The organism is Granulicatella sp. WM01 (genome assembly GCF_004570605.1).
Taxonomy (GTDB): Bacteria; Bacillota; Bacilli; order Lactobacillales; family Aerococcaceae; genus WM01.
Genome location: NZ_SPPB01000014.1, coordinates 1 through 21,484 on the forward strand (window position 1 = coordinate 1; position 21,484 = coordinate 21,484).

The 21,484-nt window shown below is 35.2% G+C and carries 17 protein-coding genes and 1 tRNA gene; 15 read left to right on the forward strand and 3 right to left on the reverse strand.

Features of this window, described 5'->3' with window-relative positions; genetic code table 11:
• Positions 1-195 precede the first annotated feature (195 nt).
• Positions 196-269: transfer RNA gene (locus tag E4T68_RS03260), tRNA-Arg, on the forward strand.
• Between the two features lie 74 nt (positions 270-343).
• Here the strand turns inward: E4T68_RS03260 and E4T68_RS03265 are convergent.
• The gene (locus E4T68_RS03265; RefSeq protein WP_135124082.1) at positions 344-919 is read right to left on the reverse strand and encodes a transposase; all 576 of its coding nucleotides are present in this window, start codon (positions 917-919) and stop codon (positions 344-346) included.
• Between the two features lie 524 nt (positions 920-1,443).
• Between E4T68_RS03265 and E4T68_RS03270 the strand changes: the two genes are divergently transcribed.
• The 4 genes from E4T68_RS03270 (at position 1,444) to E4T68_RS03285 (ending at position 7,357) form a co-directional block, all read left to right on the forward strand.
• On the forward strand, positions 1,444-1,701 hold the full coding sequence (locus E4T68_RS03270; protein WP_135124084.1) for a co-chaperone GroES: 258 nt from the start codon (positions 1,444-1,446) through the stop codon (positions 1,699-1,701).
• Positions 1,702-1,711: 10 nt separating this feature from the next.
• On the forward strand, positions 1,712-3,337 hold the full coding sequence (gene groL, locus E4T68_RS03275) for a chaperonin GroEL (RefSeq protein ID WP_135124086.1): 1,626 nt from the start codon (positions 1,712-1,714) through the stop codon (positions 3,335-3,337).
• A 1,213-nt stretch (positions 3,338-4,550) separates the two neighbouring features.
• A complete protein-coding gene (recJ, locus tag E4T68_RS03280; RefSeq protein WP_167753792.1) occupies positions 4,551-6,842 on the forward strand; it encodes a single-stranded-DNA-specific exonuclease RecJ in 2,292 nt (763 codons plus the stop codon).
• Entirely contained in the window at positions 6,842-7,357 is a 516-nt protein-coding gene (locus E4T68_RS03285; protein ID WP_135124090.1) for an adenine phosphoribosyltransferase, read from the forward strand. The genes recJ and E4T68_RS03285 overlap by 1 nt, the downstream gene beginning before the upstream one ends.
• Positions 7,358-7,457: 100 nt before the next feature.
• Here the strand turns inward: E4T68_RS03285 and E4T68_RS03290 are convergent, their stop codons facing one another.
• Together E4T68_RS03290 and E4T68_RS03295 are read right to left on the reverse strand one after the other, a co-directional pair.
• A complete protein-coding gene (locus tag E4T68_RS03290; RefSeq protein ID WP_135124092.1) occupies positions 7,458-8,765 on the reverse strand; it encodes a haloacid dehalogenase-like hydrolase in 1,308 nt (435 codons plus the stop codon).
• 551 nt (positions 8,766-9,316) lie between these two features.
• Positions 9,317-11,962, reverse strand: coding sequence for a cation-translocating P-type ATPase (locus E4T68_RS03295; RefSeq protein WP_135124094.1), 2,646 nt, complete (start codon positions 11,960-11,962; stop codon positions 9,317-9,319).
• 469 nt (positions 11,963-12,431) lie between these two features.
• Between E4T68_RS03295 and E4T68_RS03300 the strand changes: the two genes are divergently transcribed.
• From E4T68_RS03300 to E4T68_RS03345, 10 genes are all read left to right on the forward strand, one after another.
• Positions 12,432-13,568, forward strand: a complete 1,137-nt coding sequence (locus E4T68_RS03300; protein WP_135124096.1) for a 1-propanol dehydrogenase PduQ — start codon at positions 12,432-12,434, stop codon at positions 13,566-13,568.
• Between the two features lie 35 nt (positions 13,569-13,603).
• Complete coding sequence (locus E4T68_RS03305; protein ID WP_135124098.1) at positions 13,604-13,948, forward strand: BMC domain-containing protein; 345 nt, start codon at positions 13,604-13,606, stop codon at positions 13,946-13,948.
• 30 nt (positions 13,949-13,978) lie between these two features.
• A complete protein-coding gene (locus E4T68_RS03310; protein WP_135124100.1) occupies positions 13,979-14,323 on the forward strand; it encodes a BMC domain-containing protein in 345 nt (114 codons plus the stop codon).
• A gap of 35 nt (positions 14,324-14,358) precedes the next feature.
• Positions 14,359-14,934, forward strand: a complete 576-nt coding sequence (locus E4T68_RS03315; protein ID WP_135124102.1) for an ANTAR domain-containing response regulator — start codon at positions 14,359-14,361, stop codon at positions 14,932-14,934.
• Positions 14,924-16,360 (forward strand): sensor histidine kinase, encoded by a 1,437-nt coding sequence (locus E4T68_RS03320; protein ID WP_167753793.1) that lies wholly within the window; start codon positions 14,924-14,926, stop codon positions 16,358-16,360. Before E4T68_RS03315 ends, E4T68_RS03320 begins: the two co-directional genes overlap by 11 nt.
• Before the next feature lie 105 nt (positions 16,361-16,465).
• Positions 16,466-17,899: an ethanolamine ammonia-lyase reactivating factor EutA gene (eutA, locus tag E4T68_RS03325; protein ID WP_135124106.1), complete on the forward strand. Its 1,434-nt coding sequence runs from the start codon at positions 16,466-16,468 to the stop codon at positions 17,897-17,899.
• Between the two features lie 18 nt (positions 17,900-17,917).
• A complete protein-coding gene (locus tag E4T68_RS03330) occupies positions 17,918-19,288 on the forward strand; it encodes an ethanolamine ammonia-lyase subunit EutB (RefSeq protein ID WP_135124108.1) in 1,371 nt (456 codons plus the stop codon).
• Positions 19,289-19,304: 16 nt separating this feature from the next.
• Positions 19,305-20,204 (forward strand): ethanolamine ammonia-lyase subunit EutC, encoded by a 900-nt coding sequence (eutC, locus tag E4T68_RS03335; protein WP_135124110.1) that lies wholly within the window; start codon positions 19,305-19,307, stop codon positions 20,202-20,204.
• A gap of 18 nt (positions 20,205-20,222) precedes the next feature.
• A complete protein-coding gene (gene eutL / locus E4T68_RS03340) occupies positions 20,223-20,876 on the forward strand; it encodes an ethanolamine utilization microcompartment protein EutL (RefSeq protein WP_135124112.1) in 654 nt (217 codons plus the stop codon).
• Positions 20,877-20,889: 13 nt separating this feature from the next.
• Positions 20,890-21,462, forward strand: a complete 573-nt coding sequence (locus E4T68_RS03345; protein WP_135124114.1) for a BMC domain-containing protein — start codon at positions 20,890-20,892, stop codon at positions 21,460-21,462.
• Positions 21,463-21,484 lie beyond the last annotated feature (22 nt).

Here is a 21,484-nt window from a genome sequence, read left to right on the forward strand (position 1 = left end):
GGCTTTGATGACGTTATATTTTTTTATTTCATTCACTGTTAATTCTATCCTTTTCATATCTCTAGTTTATCATTTTGGGACATTTTGTCATTCGATTACTTTAAGACATTATCACATTCGATTGATAAAGCTATGTATTTTTTTCAAAAACCTCTTGACAACAAGAGCATAAAAAAATATAATAATAAATGTCTTGTTTCAGTAGCTCAGCAGGATAGAGCATTCGCCTTCTAAGCGAACGGTCGGGGGTTCGAATCCCTCCTGAAACGTAAATATAGTTGATTTATCAATGTTTATAATGGGTTTGTCCATATTTTGTCCATATAGTTGTTATGATTAACAACTATATTTTATTTATATTTGAAATAGCCTCACGCTCATTATTAATCTCATTCTCAAATGCTTGTTTTCTCTCTTTTACGGTTTCAATAATAACATTTCTAAATTTATTTTTATTGGCATTAGCTTTGATGTGTGTAGAATCAGTAAATAAAGCTGTACCAGAAACTAAATTATGTTGGATAGCTTGAGTTAAAATTTCTGTAAAAATATTTTCGAAAACAGTTGTATCTTTAAAACGACGGATATAATTTTGAGAAAATGTAGAATAGTGAGGGGCAGATTTGGAAAAAGGTAAATTTAAAAACAATCTAAATGCCACATCTGTTTCTGTACGTTTAATAGTTTCACGCATTGATTTTATGCCATAGAGGTCTTTTAAGAAAACCAATTTGAATAATAAAATAGGGTCTAAGCTGTTGCGTCCTGAATGGTGACTGTAATATGGAGAGGTTAAGTCATAAATAAAAGAAAAATCAATATGTTTATCTATTTTTCTAAGTAAATGATTTTCTGGGACAAGTTGCGACAACGTAAAAAGAATAAATTCGTCTTGTGGCGAGTTACCTTGATAGAACATAGTAGTTGTATCCTTTCAGTATATATTATAACAGTTAGTGAGGGTAACCTTATAAAATAAGTGTTATACGAATAGCTTCGTTCCCTACAAGGTAAGGGAACGAGCAATGTATCATGTACATTGTGGTAAGCCGTATAACAATTTATTTTATACGAAAAAAGATTGTTGACAGTTATATTTGTCGACAGTCTGAAGCGATTAGGTCTAATCGCTTTTTTAGTATTTTCAGACTTAATATGTTGTTCATGTATATATAGAAATCGTTCACCTATTTTTTCGTGTGTTTGTTTAGGAAGCAGTCACGAAAGTATAACATACGAGAATTTTTGTGGGTGGCTATAAAATCTAGTTTCATGTGTACTATCTTTAATTGGAGTGCTATACAAAATACGCTAGTATAAAGGAATAGAAGGAGTATGATAAAAATAAACATAAATACTTGAAAAAAAATGTAATTCTTGGTAGTATAGTAGATGTGTTAGCACTCTTTGTATTAGAGTGCCAAAAGAAAAGGAGGAAAACCTATGTTAAAACCATTATCTAATCGTGTTGTATTAGAGTATGTTAGAGAAGAAGAAAAAAAAGTCGGCAGTTTATTATTGCCTGGAAGTTCATCAGTTAATGAAAATATTGCACGTGTTGTCGCTGTAGCATCAGATGTTACAGATGTAAAAGTTGGCGATGATGTTGTGTTTGAGAAATTTGCAGGAATGACTGTTGAGAGTGCAGGAAAGGAATATATTGTCGTTAAAGTTGAAAACTTGGTGGCAGTAGTAGAGTAGGAGGAAGATTATGGCAAAAGATATTAAATTTTCAGAAGATGCACGTGCAAGTATGCTACGTGGTGTAGATATTTTAGCAAATACAGTTAAAGTAACATTAGGACCAAAAGGACGTAATGTTGTATTAGAGAAATCTTTTGGATCACCATTAATTACAAATGATGGTGTAACAATTGCAAAAGATATTGAATTAGAAGACCATTTTGAAAACATGGGTGCAAAATTAGTTGCTGAAGTTGCTTCAAAAACAAATGATATTGCTGGAGATGGAACAACAACAGCGACAGTATTAACGCAAGCTATTGTGCGTGAGGGATTGAAAAACGTAACAGCTGGTGCAAATCCTGTTGGTATTCGTCGTGGAATTGAATTAGCAACGAAAGTGGCTGTAGATGCTTTACACAACATGTCAAAACCAGTAGAGTCAAAAAGTGCAATTGCACAAGTTGCAGCTATTTCATCTGGAGATGCTGAAATTGGAGAGTTGTTAGCTGAAGCAATGGAACGTGTTGGTAATGACGGTGTTATTACAATTGAAGAATCAAAAGGAATTGAAACAGAATTAGATGTTGTTGAAGGCATGCAGTTTGATCGAGGATATTTATCTCAATATATGGCAACTGATACAGATAAAATGGAATCAGTGTTGGAAAACCCATATATTTTAATTACAGATAAAAAAATCTCTAATATTCAAGAGATTGTGCCTGTATTAGAACAAATTGTTCAACAAGGACGTGCATTGTTAGTGATTGCTGATGATGTAGACGGTGAAGCATTGCCAACACTAGTATTGAACAAAATTCGTGGAACATTCAATGTTGTAGCAGTGAAAGCTCCAGGTTTTGGAGATCGTCGTAAAGCTATGTTGGAAGATATTGCAACGTTGACTGGTGCAACAGTGATTACGCAAGATTTAGGCTTGGAATTAAAAGATATGACAATGCAACAATTAGGTTCAGCAGGTAAAATTGTTGTGACAAAAGATACAACAACTATTGTTGAGGGTGCAGGAGCAAAAGAAGCTATTACTAATCGTATTAAATTGATTAAAGCGCATATTGAGGAAACAAAATCTGATTTTGATCGTGAAAAATTACAAGAACGTTTGGCAAAATTGTCAGGTGGTGTAGCTGTCATTAAAGTAGGTGCTGCAACTGAAACAGAATTGAAAGAACGTAAATTACGTATTGAAGATGCTTTGAATGCAACACGTGCAGCAGTAGCTGAAGGAATTGTACCTGGTGGTGGGACAGCATTAGTATCTGTACAAAAAGAAGTATCTGAAATTGAAGCAACAGGAGATGTAGCAACAGGTGTGCGTATTGTTGTACGTGCTTTAGAAGAACCGATGCGTCAAATTGCTGAAAATGCTGGTTTAGAAGGTTCAGTTATTGTATCTCAATTAAAAGATAAAGAAGCAGGCATTGGCTATAATGCTGCTACAGATGAATGGGTTAACATGATTGAAGCAGGGATTGTAGATCCAACTAAAGTGACACGTTCAGCTTTGCAAAATGCTGCTAGTGTATCTGCACTATTATTAACAACAGAGGCAGTTATTGCAGACAAAGAAAGTGAGCAAATGCCATCACACCCACAAACAATGGGTGCTCCAGGAATGGGCATGATGTAGTGAGTAAATTACAGTAGAGAAGGCTGCCAGTACACAATGTTGTGGAGTGAAATAGCTAGGGGAATGCAAATGATAAATAGGCTTATCATTTGCACATGCCAGATATAGCATAACAATATAAGGCAGTTGAATAATCTTATTATATTTAATCATTAAATGAAACAAAATCAGGCATCTTCAGGCAATGAAGATGCCTGATTGCATTGAACACCAATAAAAATAAAATAAAAAAGTTCACTAACACGGTAATTGAGTGAAAAAAATTTGTTTTTTAGATAAAACGAAGGGATAGAAAAGGGCATAAACAAACTTACATTAGATAAATCATTATATAATAAATCAAATTGAGATAACTGGTATAGTTAATACTGTATGCTTAAAATTATATAAACTTCCTATAGGAGTAATTCTTATATTTTAAGTGTAAACAGTTATGCACATGGTTGTTGAAAGCTGATTTAAACGTATAAGGTGGGATAGAATGTCATATTGGAGCATGTGATTGTTATGTGCAATGTCAAGAGTTTAATTTTACTGGTGTTTCCAAAGGATAAAAAGTGGTGGGATAGGTGGAAAAGGATTTTAATGTGGGCTATAAGGAGCATTCGTTTTGTTGCTACTAATCATTTAAAAGGAATATTTTTTTGTTAATAGTAAGCATGGGTAATGTGTTTTACTATTTATTAGGTATTATGTGCTTTATTTAAGAATCTATGGTATAGGACGAGTTTTTGTATGCTTATTTTTTACTGAAAGAGAGTATGTTGTAAGGGGATATAGCACGTTGTGAGTGAGTGAAGTATAGAAAAAAGGATTCTCTTGAGTGAACAGAGCATACCAAAAGAATAAGAGAACACAGAGCAGATTAGACGGAGTTCTATTTTTGTTAAAAGCGGGGGTTAAGTAGATTGAGCAATACATTGAGCTAGGATAAAATATAATTCAGTCGCATGGCTTAGTGTTACGTTTATCCGCTTAATATGATATAGGCGTAGAGTGTCTGGACAGGCACAAAATGGGTAGAATTATGGAAAAAAGCAGGATAGTACGAGGAACAAAAAACGATTTTAATGTGTAGAATGACATCACAAATGCATGTTAATGCGTATTTTTGTAAATTTAATAAAAGATTTTTATGGAATAGATAGATCGTAATTGATGTATATGTTTTGTTTTTGGTATAATGAAGTGGATAAAATGGAGTGGAGAGATTATGGCGAAAACATCACAGTTTATTTGGCAAGCTAAGGCTTTGCCTAGTGAAGAGTGTATTCAACAATTTAAAGAGGAAACTGGGATGAGTGAATCTTTTGCAACATTGTGTTTGCAAAGGGGAATTACCTCTAAAGAGGACTTAGAAGCGTTTTTAAATCCTAATTTAGAGCAGTTGCATGATCCTTTTTTAATGTATGATATGCAAAAAGCTGTTCAACGTATTCGAGAGGCTATTGCACGAGGTGAACGCATTTTAATTTATGGTGATTATGATGCTGATGGAATGACAAGTACGACAATTCTAGTAGAGGCAGTTGAAATGTTAGGCGGAGACGTCCATTTTTATTTGCCTAATCGTTTTACAGACGGTTATGGACCGAATAAAGATGTATTTCAATACATGATTGATGTTGAAAAAACGCAATTAATTGTCACTTGTGATAATGGAGTGGCAGGACATGAGGCTATTGAATGGGCAATGGATCAGGGAGTGGACGTTATTGTTACGGATCATCATGAACTTCCAGAGCATTTGCCACAAGCGTATGCAATAGTTCATCCCAGACACCCTTTAGGACAGTATCCTTTTGGGGATTTATCTGGTGCTGGTGTTGCATTTAAAGTGGCGTGTGCATTGTTGGAGGATATTCCATTAGAAAGTTTAGATATTGTTGCAATCGGAACAGTGGCGGATTTAGTCAGTTTAACAAATGAGAATAGAGTGCTTGTTTCCTATGGGCTTAATCTGTTAAAGCAGACACAACGTGTGGGATTACTTAAATTATTGGAGAGTATCGGTGTTAGTGCTGATAATATAACAGCAGATACGATAGGGTTTGGTATTGCTCCACGTTTAAATGCTCTAGGTCGTTTAGATGATGCAACTCCCGGTGTAGAATTGCTAATAACTTTTGATGATGAAGAGGCAGATAAATTAGTTGAACTGCTTACTCAAAAAAATAATGAACGGAAACATATCGTCGATACTATTGTGCAAGATATTGAACAGAAACTCGTATATCCTTATCCTAATGCCATTGTTTTGGCGGATGAGAAATGGCATGCAGGTGTATTAGGTATTGTAGCTAGTCGTGTAGTTGAAAAGACAGGGAAACCGACAATTCTTTTACAAATTGACTCTGATACACAAATGGCAAAAGGATCAGGAAGAAGTGTAGAAAGTGTCAACTTATATACTCTTTTACAGAACCATTCCCATTTGCTTGAAAAATTTGGTGGGCATCACATGGCTGCGGGTATGAGTATTTCTGTAAATAATATTGCACAATTGCAAGAGGCACTAGCTCGTGAAGTGCCTGATGGTACACAAAAAGTGCTTCAGTATGATATGGTGATATCCTCGACTGATTGCACACTAACTCTTATTCATGATATTGAAAAACTAGCACCTTTTGGCATAGATAATCAACGTCCACTTGTGTTGTTAGAACAAGAAAGTATCACGCAAATGAAAGCAATTGGAACACATGCACAACATCTAAAAGGGGTATGCCAGACATTAGATATAATTTATTTTAATGCACAGCAGTATATTCCTTTTTTGAAAGATGGTGTTGTTGCTGATTTTATTGCACGCTTGTCAATTAATGAATGGAATGGTTTAGAAAGAGCGCAAGCACAAATTGTTGATACACGCATTACAGAAGTTCAATTTTTTGACATGCGTTCTACACAAATAAAGCCGGCTATTTTAGAGATACCACAAGCGATATATTTATTTTCAGATAGTAAATATTATGATTATTTTAGTCCTAAGATTGATAAAAGTAGTCGTGCTGTCTATTATGCTGAACTTAGCGAACAAGATGTTGAAAATGTCGTCTTATTTGATTGTCCGCAATCATTAAAGGAATTAGAGTGTGCTTTAGCCAAAGTGACGTGCCAAAATGTGTATATACAGGCACACACCCAAGTGAGTGCGTATTTAACGGGAATACCGACAAGGCAGCAATTTGCACATTTATATAAAATTCTTTATAATAAGACTGGTTTTTCTATTAAAGACCATTTAGAGCAACTTGTAAGTATGACAAAATTAAGTAAAGAGATGCTCATTTTAATGCTTCAAGTTTTTGTGGAGACAGGTGTCATTACCATTGAGCAAGGTTTATTAACTTATCAAGAAGTATCTCAAAAACAAAACCTAGAGCAGACAAAACGATTTAAACAACATTTAGAAAAAATAGATATTGAAAAAATATTGTTGTATACACAGTTTAGTCGTATTAGTGAGCAATTAAAAAATTATGTACGTAAGGAAGAAAAGTAATGAATATTGAAGAACATATTTTAACTATCCCAGATTTTCCAAAAAAAGGTATTTTATTCCGTGATACTATGCCCTTAATTGCAAATGGAGAATTATATCAGTATGTCACAAATGAGTTTGCAACGTATGCTAAAGAACAACAAGTAGACGTCGTTATTGGACCAGAAGCAAGAGGTTTCTTATTTGGTTGTCCTGTTGCACATCAGTTAGGTGTTGGATTTGTTCCAGTACGTAAACAGGGAAAGTTGGCAGGAGAAACCATTTCTGTGTCTTATGAATTGGAGTATGGTGAGGCTGTTTTAGAGATGAATACAGGATCAATTAAACCCGGACAGCGTGTATTGATTTGTGATGATTTGTTGGCAACAGGCGGAACGATTGAAGCGACTATTCAAATAGTAGAAGCACAAGGTGGAATTGTTGCAGGGATTATGTTTATCATTGAATTAACTGGGTTAAATGGACGTGAGAAATTAAAAGGGTATCCGATTAAATCATTGATTAGTTATGACTAATGATAACTAGAATGATACAGGATTTTAAATTGAGGTTTAGGTTTGCCTATCAAAATAGCCAGTAGCAAGTAAGGCTTGCTACTGGCTATTTTGATAAGTTTTATTTTTTCAATAATTCTGCTTTATCTTTACCTAAAAGAATTGTTTCACGTCCATGTAATAAGATACCTTTGTTTTCATCACGACCTTGTAGGAAGTATAAAGGCGTTTTATCGTATGTGTCTACAGCTTCTTTTGATAATTTTCCGATACCTTTTTCAGTTGCTTTTAGGCGGTTGAAAATAATACCTGCTTTTAATTCTGGGAAGTCAGATAACATCGCCACATCTCCGTTACTATCTCCACCAATTAGGATAGGTTGTTTATTTGCATGTTTAGAAGCAATCCATTTATTAATTGTTTCTGTTTTACCTTTTCCTTGTGTTTGAGAATAGTTACTGTCTAATTCAGATTGAATAACGCCGTTTGCATCTTTTGCTAAACGCATTGCAGTAACGTTTTCTTTTGGTACATTGTATCCGTATTTGCTACTTGTTGCATAAGGAATAATAACATCATAATAAGATGCAGAGCAAACGTATACGTCAATGCCGTTTTCCATTAATGTTTTATACAAGTTTTGCATTTCGGCAACGCTACGAATACCGGTTTTGAATTTCACAGATACTTGTCCTGCTTCTCCTTTTAATGTTTCTGGACTCTCCCAAGTTTGATATTCTAATTTGTCGGCTAAAGAGTAATCGATAGATTTTGTTGTTAAGGCTTGTACTTCTTCTGATGTGAATCCAGCGAATAAGTAAGTTACCCATGGGTAGCTAATATCTGAACTGAATGAATCTCCAACAGCCTCATATAAATAACGTAATTTAGCACTAAAGTCTTTGTATTGGTCGCTTTCTTTAACTGTTTCTAAAGATTGAGAACCTTTCATACCAGAATAGTTGTTATATAAATAAGTATAATCACTTAATAAGTCTTTAGCGATTTTATCAATGTTGACACTTTGTCCGTCTTTGTTGTTCCATTCAGCAGCAAAGTTATCAGATGGTAAGTTTTTACGAATAGCTACATCGAATTGCTCAGGTGTCATTTTAAATTCTAAGTTTGAAATTTGGTAAGTGAATGTTGCTTCACCAATATCATTGATAATAGTTGTGTTATCCCAATCGAAAACGGCATAAGGTTTGTTATTTGCGTCATAACCTGTACTCAATTTTCCGTTTTCACTAATGATTTTTGTTAAACGTTCGTACAATTTATCTTCCCAAACACCACGTTCTAAAGTTACTGCTTGTGTGCTTTGTACAGTAGAACTTGTTTGGTTTGCCTGATTACTTGGTGTTTGGCAAGCTGTCAATAAAGTTAAAACGGCAGTAGAAGTTAATAAAAATTTCATTGATTTTTTCATGGGTTTGTGTATCTCCTTAAATGATAATAAAATAATATTCAACGCGTTGTACCAATTAACAATTAAGTTGCTTCTATGCAAACGAAAGACACGCCATTGTTCTTTCACTGTCAATGATACTCCTCATTATAGGGTAAAGCGATTTCCTTTTCAAGTGATTATTTTATTATTTGTGTAAATTTTATGCTATTCTCATTTTAAAAGAAAAATCTGATTCTAATAAGGTAAATTTTATAAATCATAGGTTTAAATATTGCTATTTTTATTAATATGGCATATTGAGTAATCCTTGGCTAGATTAACAATATGATAAAGAGGAGAAATTAAAAGTGATAAGGTCTACTGTTATCATTTGAGACATCTTGTTGAAAGGTGTTGTTAGTTTAAAGAGCAGTGTATTCGATATATGCTTTTGAATATAAAAGATATATGCAAGATATTAAAAACGGGATAGTTATTTTGAGATAGTTGTTGAAACAAAGTAGGCATTTTAAAAAAACTAGACAAAAAAAGCAATAGACCTCTAAACTAGAGATTTATTGCTTTTTTATTTAACGTTTATGAGCTAGGCGGAGGATGATTTTACATAATTCAACGATTGGAATAATCGAGAATGCAACGCCAAAAACAATGAGCCATTGTATACCTGATAGACTTGCGGAGTCGAAGAATGTGTTTACTCCTGGGATAATGACAACGGCTAATAATAGCATAGCCGAAACAACAACTGCGTAGTTGAACCATTTGTTTTGGAATGGTTTAGATGTGAACAATGAATCGTAAACGTATTTCACATTGAATGCGTGGAATAGTTGGATTAATCCTAATGTCACAAATGCCATTGTTTGTGCTACTAAATGGTTATAGTGCATTTCAGCATACCAGTAAATTCCTAGTGTTAAACTAGCCTCTAAAATTCCTTGGTAAATAATGCTTTCTAAAACTCCGTTAGATAAGAAGTTTGAGCTTTTTCCACGAGGTTTTAATTGCATGACACCTTTATCGCTTTCTTCTAAACCTAGAGCGATGGCAGGGAATACGTCAGTTACCAAGTTAATCCATAAGATGTGAATAGGGGCTAAAATAGACCAACCAGCCATTGTGGCGATAAATAGAGTCAATACTTCACCTAAATTGGCAGATAGTAGGTATTGTACGGCTTTTTGGATATTAGAAAATACTTTGCGTCCTTCTTCAACAGCAGCAACGATTGTTTTGAAGTTATCGTCTGCAAGAACCATATCAGAGGCACCTTTGGATACTTCTGTACCAGTAATTCCCATACCAATACCAATATCGGCAGCTTTTAATGACGGTGCATCATTAACACCGTCTCCAGTCATAGCAACAACTTTATTGTGTGATTGCCATGCTTTTACAATACGTACTTTATGTTCTGGTGATACACGAGCATAAACGGAATATTGAGCAACGTGTTGGCGTAGCTCTTCATCAGATAGTCCATCAAGTTGAGCACCGGTTAAGACGGCATCTGTTTGATTGTCTTCAATAATCCCTAGACGTTTTGCAATAGCTTCAGCGGTATCACGATGATCTCCTGTAATCATAATTGTACGAATACCTGCTTGTTTTGCTACAGCAATAGCTTCGGCAGCTTCTGTACGTTCAGGGTCAATCATACCTACCAATCCAGCAAAAATAAGGTCTTTTTCGATTGTTTCAGAACTAATTGTTTCAGGTAATGCATCAATAAATGTATATGCTCCTGCTAAAACGCGTAATGCTTGTCTAGCCATTGCGGAATTGTTTGCAGAAATCAATTGTTGAGTATCTTCGTTTAACGCTTCAATGGTTCCGTTGTTGTCATAAGATACACAACGATTTAATAATTGATCTGGAGCACCTTTTACAGCGACTAAATAGCGATTGTCTGGTAATTGATGAATAGTTGACATCAATTTACGATCAGAGTCAAACGGAACTTCGGCAATGCGTGGGTATTGACTTAACATATCTGAAATATTGATATGCTTATCTAACCCAAATTGGATAAATGCTGTTTCTGTTGGGTCACCAATTAAATTTCCTGTAGCATCGAATTTTGTGTCGTTTGCTAGGATAACAGAACGAAGGACAGTTAAATCGGAAACAATATCTTCAGTAGAATCGTGGAGTTCATTGTTGTAAAAGATTTTTTCAACAGTCATCTGATTGAGTGTTAATGTTCCTGTTTTGTCAGAACAAATAATTTCTGTGCCTCCTAATGTTTCAACTGCAGGTAATTTACGCACAAGAGCTTGTTTATCTGCCATGGTACGTGTACCTAGGGCTAGAATAATGGTTGAAATAGCAGGTAAGCCTTCTGGAATAGCAGCAACTGCAATAGAAATAGCCGTTAAAAGCATGACAGTAGCTTCACGTCCTTGGAGTAAACCAATACCAAAGATGATAGCTGCAATAATTAAAATGGCAATGGTTAACCATTTTCCAAGTTGATCTTGGTTTTCTTGAAGAGGTGTTTTGCTTTCTTTTTCTGATACAAGCATGCTTGCAATTTTTCCTACTTCAGTAGACATACCTGTAGCACATACAATTCCCATACCACGTCCATAAGTGACGTTTGTGCTTGAAAATGCCATGTTGATGCGATCGCCAATGCCAGCCTCTTGTGTTTCTGGGATAGTAAGAGATTTTTCAACTGGGACAGATTCACCTGTCAAAGCAGCCTCTTCAATTTTTAATGAATTGGCTTCAAGTAAACGTAGGTCTGCTGGAACAACATCTCCAGCTTCTAAAAGAACGATATCACCAATGACGATTTCTTCACTTTTTAAAGAAAGTGTATGCCCGTCACGGATAACACGTGCTGCTGGGGAAGCCATTTTTTTCAATGCGTTCACTGCCTCTTCAGCTTTTGCTTCTTGAGCAACACCTAAAACAGCGTTTAAGATAACAACGAGCATAATAATAATAGCATCATGGAAATCAGGTTCTCCCTCTACAAATGATACGACAACTGATGCAATGGCTGATATCACTAAAATAGCAATCATAAAGTCTTTGAATTGGTCAATAAATTTTTGAAGCAGACTTCTTTTTTCGCCCTCTTCAAGAATGTTTTCACCGTATTTTTCAAGACGATGTTTTGCTTCTTGGGAACTTAATCCTGATTTTGAACTGTCTAAAGTAGCAAACACTTCTTGTTCTTCCATTGAGAAAAAATTTTGTTCTGACATAAATGTCCTCCTTGATATTTTTAATCACGCTTAATAAGAAAAAGACTTACAGATACAACGTGCTGTATCTATAAGTCTCACCGTTTAAGATAACACCAGCGTATGCTTGTTGTTGATGTTACCGCACTACGTGCCAGTTACTCCCTTATATATCGTCATTATTTGAACATAAGTATATCTAATTTTTAGAGAAAATGCAAGATGTTATTTGATATTTTTCGTGAAAAGTGTTCAAATAGAAGAATGTGTTTCATAATGATGAGTTAAAAAAGGTGCTATAAGCAAATAGAGTCTAGTTAATTCATAAAAACATAACTGTTTTTTCATTGAAAAACTATTGACGTTAAAAACGTTAACATGGTATTCTTATACATAGGGCACAAAGGCGTGTTTAACAACAAGGTGCGTAGAGTTCCCCAATGAAAATCACTCTACTTCCTTCTTAATTGATTTAGGAAAGGAGAGTTCTATGGAAAAAATAGTATACAAGACAGAATTATGTTTTGGTACAGATGCTCTACAACAATTAGAGCAGTACAAGAATGAAAGTTTTTTAGTTGTGATCGACCCATTTTTAAAAGGAACAGAACAATTAGAAAATATATTACATCGTATTGATTCAAGTAATCAAGTACATGTATTTAGTGAAATTATTCCAGATCCTCCGATTGAAGTTGTTGTAAAAGGCATTCAAGAAGGAGCAGGAAAACATATAACAATCGTAATGGCGATTGGTGGAGGTTCAGCTATTGATGCTTCAAAAGCTATTTATTATTTTGGGAAACAACAACAAGTATTCCAAAATGCTACATTGATTGTTATTCCAACAACTAGTGGAACAGGCTCTGAAGTGACAGATTTTTCAATTATTACAGATAGTGAAAAAGGGACAAAATATCCATTGATTTCTCGTGATATTTTGCCAGATGTTGCTATTTTAGATCCGGCTATTGTTGCGACTTTACCAAAAAATATTACAGCAGATACAGGTATGGACGTTTTAACTCACGCTATAGAAGCGTATGTGTCTGTTAAAGCGACAGATTTTTCAGATGCTCTAGCAGAAAAAGCTATTAAATTAGTGTTTGAGTATTTACCAAAAGCGTATGCAAATGGAAATGATATGGAAGCTCGTGAGAAAATGCATAATGCTTCAACTTTAGCAGGGATGGCATTTAATACAGCTTCACTAGGGTTAAATCATGGAATTGCTCATGCAGCGGGTGCTAAATTCCATGTGCCACATGGGCGATTAAATAGTATCATTATGCCACATCTTATTCGATATAATGCTAATATGAGTAAAACAGGTAAAATAGGTTTTGATAAACGTGCGGCACAACGTTATCGTCAAATAGCTAACCTAATAGGCTGCTCAGCAAGTAATGATGCTATGGGTGTTCGTCAATTAATTACGGCTATTCAAAAACTACAAAAAGCATTAGATATGCCAGCAAGTTTGAAAGAATATGGTGTAGAATCACAAACATTTGTTGATTATTTAGAAGAAGTTGCTAAGGCGGCTATTAAAGATAGATGTACAGATACAAATCCACGTGTTCCGAAAGTAGAAGAAGTTGTGGAGTTGTTAAAAGCTATGTATTAGACATAGAATTGAATGTATAGTAAGAGGTGAATTGTTTGGAAGAGAAACAAAGAGTTATTCAAGAATATGTTCCGGGTAAACAAATCACTTTGGCACATTTGATTGCCAATCCTGATGATGTGATTTTTGAAAAATTAGGATTGATGGTAGACTCAAAAGAAGCGATTGGCGTTTTGACAATTACACCTAGTGAAGCGGCTATTATTGCGGTGGATATTGCAACTAAGGCAGCAGGTGTACAAGTTGGATTTGTTGATCGTTTTAGTGGTTCAGTTGTACTGACTGGAGATGTTTCTTCAGTTGAGGCAGCTTTAAGAGCGGTCAATGATGGGTTAGAGAGTATTTTAGGTTTTGCTGTTGCAACAGTAACACGTACATAATACTAGTCAATCATGAAAGAGGGTGCCTAAGTGGAAAAGAAAAAACGAGTGATTCAAGAGTCAGTTCCCGGCAAACAAATTACTCTGGCACATGTGATAGCTAATCCAGATCCTATTATTTTTGAGCGGATTAATTTAGTCACAAAAAATCAAGATGCTATAGGTATATTGCACATGACACCAAGAGAAACGGCAATGATTGCTGCTGATGTGGCAAGAAAAGACTCTGGTGTAGAGATTGGATATGTTGATCGATTTAAAGGCTCTGTTGTTATGATGGGAAGTGTTTCTTCAGTTGAGTCAGCTATAGAGGCGGTTATTGATGACTTAGTTAATCGACTAGGTTTCAAACGTACGGTTATTACTAGAACGTGATGGAATATCTTAATAATGAATTAGGAGAAAAGGCGATGAAAGGAAAAATTATAATTGTTGATGATGAGCCAATGACACGATTGGACATTAAAGACATTCTAGAAGAAAATGGCTACAAAGTAGTGGCTGAAGCAACAGATGGTTTTGAGGCAATCGAGAGCTGTCGCCAACATCATCCAGATTTAGTGATTATGGATATTAAAATGCCTTTATTAGATGGGCTAACTGCGGCAAAGAAAATCCTTGATGATCGTTTGGCGAATAGTGTTATTTTATTGTCAGCTTTTAGTGACGAGGGGTACACTCAACGTGCTAAAGAGTACGGGGTTAGTGGTTACTTGGTCAAACCTTTAGATGCTAAATCTTTAATTCCAACAGTTGAAGTAGCTATTAGTAATGGAATCAGAACACAAGCGTTATCAGATGAAATTGCACGTGTGACACGAAAATTAGAAGATAGAATTATTATCGAAAGAGCTAAGGGTGTCGTTATGAAAAGAGAAGGATTAAGCGAAGAAGAAGCGTTTAAGAAAATTAGAACGATAAGCATGCAAAAACGTTCACCTATGGTAGATATTGCAAAATTGTTGGTGTTGAATGATGAAATATAAGAAAATAATTCAAGAACTTTGTCACAAAGAAACAGACTTAAGCCAAGAAGATATTGATTACTTAGTCGAACAAGCACAGCGTTTATTAGACAATGCATTGTATGAAGATGAAGATGTCTTTATTGATGTAGAATCAAGTTATTCGCAAGAAGCGGTTGTTGTGTTTCACAAACCACCAAAGAATAAAGCAAGCTTATACCAAAATCAAATTGTTGGGCAACATGCTTATCAAAAAAATGAACCTGGTGTATTAAGAACATTACGTACTGGTGCTATTACGATAGGTTTGTCAGCTCTTTCTCAAGAAGGAGTATCTATTCAACAACGTGTTTATCCGATTTCTCGTGAAAAAGGAAATGTTATTGGTGTTGTAATCGTTGAAACAGATGTAACCAAAGAATTGGATGCGCATTTTACAAAGAAAGATAAAAAAGACGTTTATACAATTACAAATGCTCTTTCGGAATTAGAGCAGATAACCGTTTCTCAATATATCCAAGATGCAATTCTGTTGTTTAACGAGCATGGAATTTTAAAACAGCACAATCCCTCTGCTACGCTATATTATACCGAAAAATTTGGGTATATGGATAATCTGTTGGGGTTGCACTACGATAATTTAGCTTTAGATTCCTATAGTTTTGAAGAAATTAAAGCGTTATTTGAGTCAAATGAATGGGCTGAAGAGCAAGTTGTTGAAGTCAAATATGGGCACCATTTCTTCCAATTGAAACGTGCGTATGTTGAAAAATTTAAAACATTAGTCATGATTTTTAAAGATATTACAGATACGAAAAAGCATGAACAAGAATTGGTTAGCAAATCTGTGGCTTTAAGAGAAATGAATCACCGTATAAAAAATAATTTACAAACAGTCATGTCGTTGTTAAGATTGCAAGCTAGACGAAGTAATGATACGGTTAAAGCGTTGTTAATGGACAGTATTAGTCGTATTTTTGCTATCTCAGCAACGCATGAGTTGTTGTCTAAGGAAACAAATGACAGAGTTAATGTGTTTAAAGTTATAGAAGCGGTTATTGAAAATATCAAACGCATTTGTGTTGAACAGAGCGATGTAGATGTGATTTTAGATGTTGATTCTGGTATTTATCTAGATAGTAATCGTGCAGTTGCTATGTCATTAATTGTCAATGAGCTTGTTCAAAATAGTTTTAATCATGCCTTTGTTAAAAATGAAGGAAAAGTTGATAAAAAACAAAGAATACACTTGCAAATTTTCGAAAAAAATGGTTTAATGTTTATGAAAGCTAGTGACAATGGAAAGGGTTACAGTAGAGAAGTCGTGACTTCAGACCATTTAGGGTTGAAAATTGTTGAAGAATTTGTCAAAACGAAGTTGCTAGGTAAAATCAAAGTGCGTTCAGATGAAAAGGGCACTTTAACTACAGTTTCATTTAAAATTTAATAGTGACTGACAATGAGGTCGGTCTTAGCAATGGCGCTAGTTAACGGTTTAGTTATTTTTATGGACTAATCCGGTAATTTTGCGTCTTTTTTTGGAGGTGTACACATGTCAGATAAAATACTGAGTGTAGGGATTGATTTGGGGACATCCACTACTCAGCTAGTACTCTCGGAATTAACGATTGAGAATATTGCATCTGTGTTCACAATCCCTAGAGTTTATATTACGGATAAAAAAGTATTGTATAAGAGTGATATTATGTTTACTCCTATTGATGATAATGCTTTGATTGAAGTAGATAAAATTAAACAATTTGTGACTCATGAGTATGCAAAAGCAGGGATTGATAAACAAAATATTCAAATGGGAGCAGTTATTATCACGGGAGAAACAGCCCGTAAGGAAAACGCAAGCCATGTTATTGAAGCTATGAGTGGTTATGCCGGCGACTTCGTAGTCGCAACAGCTGGTCCAGATTTGGAGAGCATTATTGCAGGAAAAGGAGCAGGTGCACATACTTATTCTCAAGAGCACCATACGTCAGTTGCAAATATTGACATTGGTGGAGGAACATCGAATTTAGCAGTTTTTAGAGAAGGTGATTTAATTGATACAGCTTGCTTTGACATAGGCGGGAGATTAGTAAAAATTGATCCTTCAACTAAAAAAGTGCTATACATTGCCCCTAAACTTCAAACAATTATACAAGACAAACAATTTTCTTTACGTGTTGGTCAAATTGTTAATCGCCAAGAATTAGATAGTCTCATTCAAGAAATGGTGCGTGTCATTGAAAATTCTGTAGGTGTAGGGGAGAAAAGTCCGTATTATGACTTGTTACAGACTAATCACGGCTTAAAATTAGATTATGATATTCGCAATGTATCATTCTCAGGTGGAGTTGCGGATTGTATTAATCAAGAATTCGGTGAAGGTGATGATTTACGTTTTGGAGATATTGGCGTATTATTAGGACGTGCTATTAGACGTTCGAAAGTCTTTGATGAAAAGAACGTAATTGAGTCAGTTGAAACCATTAGAGCAACAGTAGTTGGAGCGGGTAGTCATACGACAGATGTGAGTGGTAGTACAATTACATATATTGAAAATGTGTTGCCAATTAAAAACATTCCTGTCTTAAAATTTGCTCCTGCTGATGAATTGCATGATTCAGAAGAGTTCGGCAAAATTATTGAGGAAAAAATCAGATGGTTTATGCTCGAAAATGAAGTGCAACAAGTTGCACTGGCTCTTGAAGGAGAAAAAAGCCCTTCATTCAATCGTGTAAGTGATCTTGCTCAAGCAATAGTGAATGGAACAAAGAGTTTTGTTCAAAAAAACATTCCAATTTTAATTATCGTTAGACAAGATATGGCAAAAGCACTTGGACAGTGTTTATTTGCAAAATTGCCGGAAAATTATCCTTTTGTATGCATTGATTCTGTTGATGTACAAAGTGGGGACTATATTGATATAGGTAGACCTGTTATTGAAGGTTCTGTTTTACCGGTAGTTGTCAAAACATTAGTATTTAACTAGACAAAGGAGGTCAAAAATATGATTCTAAAAACCAAATTATTTGGTAGAACATATGAATTTAAGTCTGTAAAAGAAGTCATGGCGAAAGCTAATGAATTAAAATCAGGAGATGAGTTAGCAGGTGTAGCAGCATCATCAGCTGAGGAACGTGTAGCGGCTAAAGTTGTTTTAGCACAATTAAAATTGTCTGATTTATTCAACAATCCTGCTGTTCCTTATGAAGAAGATGAAGTAACACGTATCATCATTGATGACGTTAACTTGAGAACTTATGAAAAAATTAAAAACTGGACAGTTGAAGAATTACGTGAATGGATTTTAGATAGCAAAACAACAAATATTGATATTCAATGGATTTCACGTGGTTTGACATCAGAAATGGTAGCAGCTGTAACAAAATTAATGACAAATATGGACTTAATTGTTGGAGCACAAAAAATTGTGATTACAAAAACAGCTAATACAACAATCGGTGTACCGGGAACATTCTCTTCTCGTTTACAACCTAACCACACAACAGATGATCCAGATGGTATTATGGCTTCTACAATGGAAGGTTTTGCTTATGGTTCAGGAGATGCTCTTTTAGGATTGAACCCAGTTGATGATTCTACTGAAAGTGTAAAACGTGTATTACATAAGTTTAATGATTTTATTGAAGAATATAAAATTCCTACACAACATTGTGTTTTAGCGCATGTTACAACACAAATTGAAGCAATGAATCAAGGTGCTCCTACTGGTCTTGTTTTCCAATCTATTGCAGGTTCTGAAAAAGGAAATGAGGCATTTGGATTTAACGCTGCAACTATTCAAGAAGCATGGGATACTGCTCTTAAAGTAGGTACTGCTGCTGGACCAAACGTGATGTATTTTGAAACAGGTCAAGGTTCTGAATTATCTTCAGATGCACATTATGATACTGACCAAGTGACAATGGAAGCACGTTGTTATGGTTTTGCTAAACACTATGACCCATTCTTAGTAAATACTGTTGTTGGATTTATTGGACCAGAATATTTATACAACTCTAAACAAGTTATTCGTGCAGGTTTAGAAGATCATTTTATGGGTAAATTATCTGGTATTTCTATGGGATGTGACGTATGTTACACTAACCACATGAAAGCTGACCAAAATGATGCTGAAAACTTAACAGTCTTGTTAGGTGTTGCAGGAGTTAACTATATCATGGCAATTCCTCATGGAGATGATATCATGTTGAACTATCAAACAACTGGATACCATGAAACTGCTACAATGCGTGAATTATTAAATAAACGTCCAATTAAAGAGTTTGAAGAATGGATGGAAAACATGGGATTAATGAAAGACGGTCGCTTAACTGAAATCGGTGGAGATGGATCAGTCTTCATGAAAACAAAATAATTAGGAGGGCATTATAGTGGATGAATTGCAATTAAAAGAAATGATTCGCTCATTATTAAGCGAAATGGGAGCAGAAACTAAACCTGCTGAAACTAAAGAACAAGGTAATGCCGTACAATCTGAAGGATATAAACCTGTTCAAAGTAATGTAGAAGACGGATTTATTGATGACATTACTGAAGTAGATATTCAAAAACAATTTTTAGTACCTAATGCTATTAATGAAGAAGCATATCGTAAAATTAAAAACTTTACACCTGCTCGTTTAGGTTTATGGAGAGCTGGAACAAGATATAAAACACAAACAGTTTTACGTTTCAGAGCAGACCATGCTGCTGCACAAGATGCAGTATTCTCATACGTAGATGAAGAATTTGTTAAAAAAATGGGCTTTAAAGAAGTTGAAACAAAAGCGACATCTAAAGATGAGTATTTAACTCGTCCGGACTTAGGAAGAATTTTCTCAGAAGAACAACAACAAGTTATCAAAGAGAGTTGTGCACATAATCAAAAAGTGCAAGTTATCGTTGGTGACGGATTAAGTTCTGCTGCTATTGAAGCAAATATTCCAGATTTCTTGCCAGCACTAAAACAAGGTTTAAAAATGTTTGGCTTAGAATTCAACGAAGTATTATTTGTTAAGCACGCACGTGTTGCATCTATGGATCAAATTGCTGAGCTTACAGGTGCAGAAGCTGTGTGTATGTTGATTGGGGAACGTCCAGGTTTAGTGACTGCCGAATCAATGAGTGCATATTTAGCTTATAAACCAACTGTTGGTATGCCAGAGGCAAAAAGAACAGTTGTATCTAATATTCATAAAAAAGGTACGCCAGCGGTTGAAGCAGGAGCTTACGTTGCTGAAATTATCAAGAAAATATTAGATAATAAGAAATCAGGTATTGATTTAAAATAACATAAGGAGGTCAGGACTTTGAAAAACGAACGTCTTGGTGCAAATGTATTAAGTGCAGTAATTATTTCAAATGTGGATGCAGGATTAGCTGCTTCTTTAGAGTTAAAACCACACCACAGAAGTTTAGGTATTGTAACATCTGATTGTGACGATGTAACATACGTAGCTTTAGATGAAGCTACAAAAGCAGCTGATGTAGAGGTAGTTTATGCAAGAAGTATGTATGCTGGTGCAGCAAATGCTTCAACAAAATTAGCTGGTGAGGTTATTGGTATTATTGCTGGACCAAACCCAGAAGAAGTACGTAGTGGATTAGATGTTGCCGTATATGAAATTGAAAATGGCGCAAGTTTCTATAGTGCAAATGATGACAATACAGTTCCTTATTTTGCACATTGTATTTCACGTGCAGGTTCTTATTTGTCAGCTGGTGTAAACGCAGAAGAGGGTGTAGCTATTGCTTACCTAATTGCTCCACCAGCAGAAGCAATGGTTGGTTTAGATGCAGCCTTAAAAGCGGCTGATGTAACAGTAGGTGCTTTCTATGGTCCACCTAGTGAAACAAACTTCGCAGGAGGCTTATTAGTTGGTTCTCAATCAGCTTGTCGTGCTGCCTGTGATGCATTTGCAAGAGCAGTTCAAACTGTTGCAAGTGACCCAAAAAGTTACTAAAAGGATGATGTAAATGGCAGGAGAAGCATTAGGTTTAATTGAGGTGCGAGGCATGTTAGGTGCTGTTGTTGCAGCAGATGCCGCATTGAAAGCAGCTAATGTTACATTGCTAAATATTGAGCCAGTTAAAGCAGGACTTAGAACAGTTCAATTAAATGGTGATGTAGGTGCAATACGTGCAGCTGTTGATGCAGCCGTAGCAGCAGTGGCAGATTTGGATTGCTATTTAGCAAGCCATGTCATTGCACGCGTTGATGAACAAACAAAACGCATCTATGGTGCCATTCAAGTTCCTCAAAAAGAAATCATTAAAGAAGATGAAGAAAGTGTTCAAGAAATTGAAGAGGTTCAGGCGATCGAACTTATTCAGGAAGAAATAGCCCCTTCACAAACGACTGAAAATCTTGTTCAAGTTGATGAAATTGAAGATAGCTTGGACACAACATTTACTAGAGAAGAACTAGAAAAAATGAGAGTTGTTAAACTAAGAGAAATTGCTTATCGTACAGAAGGCATTTCATTGACGAAGAAACAAATTAAGTTTGGAAATAAACAGACTTTAATTGATGCTTTGCTAAAAAAATAATCCAGAAGGGAGATTAAATAAG

Coding starts and splice junctions, on each gene's coding strand:
- E4T68_RS03295 (WP_135124094.1), bottom strand. CDS start 11,962: ATGTCAGAACAAAATTTTTTCTCAATGGAAGAACAAGAAGTGTTTGCT.
- E4T68_RS03320 (WP_167753793.1), top strand. CDS start 14,924: ATGAAATATAAGAAAATAATTCAAGAACTTTGTCACAAAGAAACAGAC.
- recJ (WP_167753792.1), top strand. CDS start 4,551: ATGGCGAAAACATCACAGTTTATTTGGCAAGCTAAGGCTTTGCCTAGT.
- E4T68_RS03290 (WP_135124092.1), bottom strand. CDS start 8,765: ATGAAAAAATCAATGAAATTTTTATTAACTTCTACTGCCGTTTTAACT.
- E4T68_RS03285 (WP_135124090.1), top strand. CDS start 6,842: ATGAATATTGAAGAACATATTTTAACTATCCCAGATTTTCCAAAAAAA.
- E4T68_RS03265 (WP_135124082.1), bottom strand. CDS start 919: ATGTTCTATCAAGGTAACTCGCCACAAGACGAATTTATTCTTTTTACG.
- E4T68_RS03300 (WP_135124096.1), top strand. CDS start 12,432: ATGGAAAAAATAGTATACAAGACAGAATTATGTTTTGGTACAGATGCT.
- groL (WP_135124086.1), top strand. CDS start 1,712: ATGGCAAAAGATATTAAATTTTCAGAAGATGCACGTGCAAGTATGCTA.
- eutA (WP_135124106.1), top strand. CDS start 16,466: ATGTCAGATAAAATACTGAGTGTAGGGATTGATTTGGGGACATCCACT.
- E4T68_RS03270 (WP_135124084.1), top strand. CDS start 1,444: ATGTTAAAACCATTATCTAATCGTGTTGTATTAGAGTATGTTAGAGAA.
- E4T68_RS03345 (WP_135124114.1), top strand. CDS start 20,890: ATGGCAGGAGAAGCATTAGGTTTAATTGAGGTGCGAGGCATGTTAGGT.
- E4T68_RS03315 (WP_135124102.1), top strand. CDS start 14,359: ATGAAAGGAAAAATTATAATTGTTGATGATGAGCCAATGACACGATTG.
- E4T68_RS03330 (WP_135124108.1), top strand. CDS start 17,918: ATGATTCTAAAAACCAAATTATTTGGTAGAACATATGAATTTAAGTCT.